Raw genomic sequence first — 1,931 nt, 5'->3', positions numbered from 1 at the left:
GAGGTCGAGTAGCCGGGAGGACTTTCACCTCCCGGCCCTCACAGATCCCGGCGTGACAGTCTCCCGTCACCGGGCTCTTGTCATCCTGGTCACCAGAACGTGGGAACCCATGCCCAGTGGGCGAAGAGCCTCGGGTACTGGCGGGTGATACGCCGCCAGCACGCGTGGGCCTTCTTGAAGTTCCGCAGCCGTTTGAATTTCTTGCGGATCCAGCGCATCAAGTAGGCGTTGATGCGCTCCAAGAGGGGAAGCAGTGCCGACCGGTAGAACGCGCCGAAGTACTGCATCCAGCCCCGAACGATCGGATTGATCGCCCGTGCGAGCTCGGCGAAGGTCCGGCCGATCTGTCGATGAAGCCGCCATTGCCGAACTTCACCGCTGATCTTCTTCGAGGCTTCCTTGCTGATCGCCGGCAGGAACGAGGTGAACCTCTCTCCATTCCTGTCGATGGCCTTGCGGGCCCGGAAGGTGAACCCCAGGAAGGTGAACTCCGTCTCCCCGAAGGGGCGTCGACGTTTACCGTCCCGGCAGTACACGATCTTGGTCTTGTCGGGATGCAGCCGCAGCCCGACTTCCCGCATCCTGTTCGCGATTGCCTCCCGCAGTTTCCGGGCCTGGCTCTCGCTGACGCAGTGCACAACGCCGTCGTCTGCGTACCGCTCGAATGGCACGCCCGGGTAGTTCCGGGCCATCCACATGTCGAACGTGTAGTGCATGAACAGGTTAGCCAGCACAGGCGAGATCGCCGAGCCCTGTGGGGTTCCGCGGTCGCGCTGCTGCAAGGTCCCATCGGGTAATTGCAACGGCGCCTCAAGCCACCGCCGCACATACAGCACTACCCATGGGAGATCGGTGTGAGCCTGAACCGCCTTGACAACGAGGCTCCATGGCACGCTGTCGAAGAACTTCTGGATGTCCAAATCGATCACCCAGTCGTACTTCCAGCAGCGCTTTCGGCATGTCGCGACCGCATCCAACGCGGACCGCCCAGGACGGTAACCATAGGAGTCTTGATGGAAGATCGGCTCGACCTTCTCCTCAAGACGCCGAGCTACCACCGTTTGGGCGATTCGGTCAGCTACGGTGGGCACCCCGAGCAAACGAACCCCGCCACCATGTGATTTCGGGATCTCCACACCTTTTACCGGAGGAGGAAAGTAGCTCCCCGAGGACAGACGGTTCCAGATCCGGTAGAGATTATTCCTCAGATCCTTCTCGAAGTCCTCGATAGAGCGCCCGTCCACCCCTGGCGCACCCTTGTTGGCCTTGACCTTCTCGTACGCCTCCTGAACCTCCCACTTTGAGATGTCAAACGACTTGCCTGATGATTTCAACTGGTCCACCCAGCTCCTCCCGGAGAACTTCCGGTTGACCGAACGAACGAACAGTCGCGAATGACCCGGCCCCTTCGCTCCCCCTTCATTACAAAGGGTTCGTCACTACTATGAGCCGGTCCGCCAGCAGGCCCCGCGTCGGTACTCAAGCCCTCACGGTTCTTCCGCTTGGGCCACTCCCTCTCACCACCCGTATTAGTCAGGCGGCATTATCGGAACCTGCCTTCTCACGTTCCATGCGAAAGCCGCAGATCAGGCTCACGTCGCCTCCATGCCGGACACCGCTTGGCCAGTAAACGGGACTCCCGCCAGGCTTATCCCGGAGCAACCACAAATCTCCGGTTCTGATGTCACCTGTTTTCTAACGACACTTCAGCAGCGATTCACTTACGTTCGTCTTCCTGATCCCCACCTGACGGCTCTACCGCCGCCTTTTCCACATCGCTCACCACGACGGTCGTCAACCAACGCAGCATGTGGCGGTTTGGCACCGTCCCCCGCAGGGCGGCACCGAAGGGCCAAATCCTTCATCTCTCGCACAGCACCGCATCGTGAAGCTCTCCCTACCTGAACTCCCCTCTGCGTTCGTGACACACG

The 1,931-nt window shown here is 60.5% G+C and carries 1 protein-coding gene; it reads right to left on the bottom strand.

Annotated features, from left to right (window positions below):
* Window positions 1-89 precede the first annotated feature (89 nt).
* On the bottom strand, window positions 90-1,343 hold the full coding sequence (gene ltrA / locus VXC91_RS44980; RefSeq protein WP_329513108.1) for a group II intron reverse transcriptase/maturase: 1,254 nt from the start codon (window positions 1,341-1,343) through the stop codon (window positions 90-92).
* Window positions 1,344-1,931: the final 588 nt, after the last annotated feature.

The organism is Streptomyces chiangmaiensis (assembly GCF_036281785.1).
GTDB classification, from domain to species: domain Bacteria; phylum Actinomycetota; class Actinomycetes; order Streptomycetales; family Streptomycetaceae; genus Streptomyces; species Streptomyces chiangmaiensis.
The sequence above is the reverse complement of the archived record's forward strand: the minus strand, read 5'-3'. Positions and strand labels throughout refer to the sequence as shown.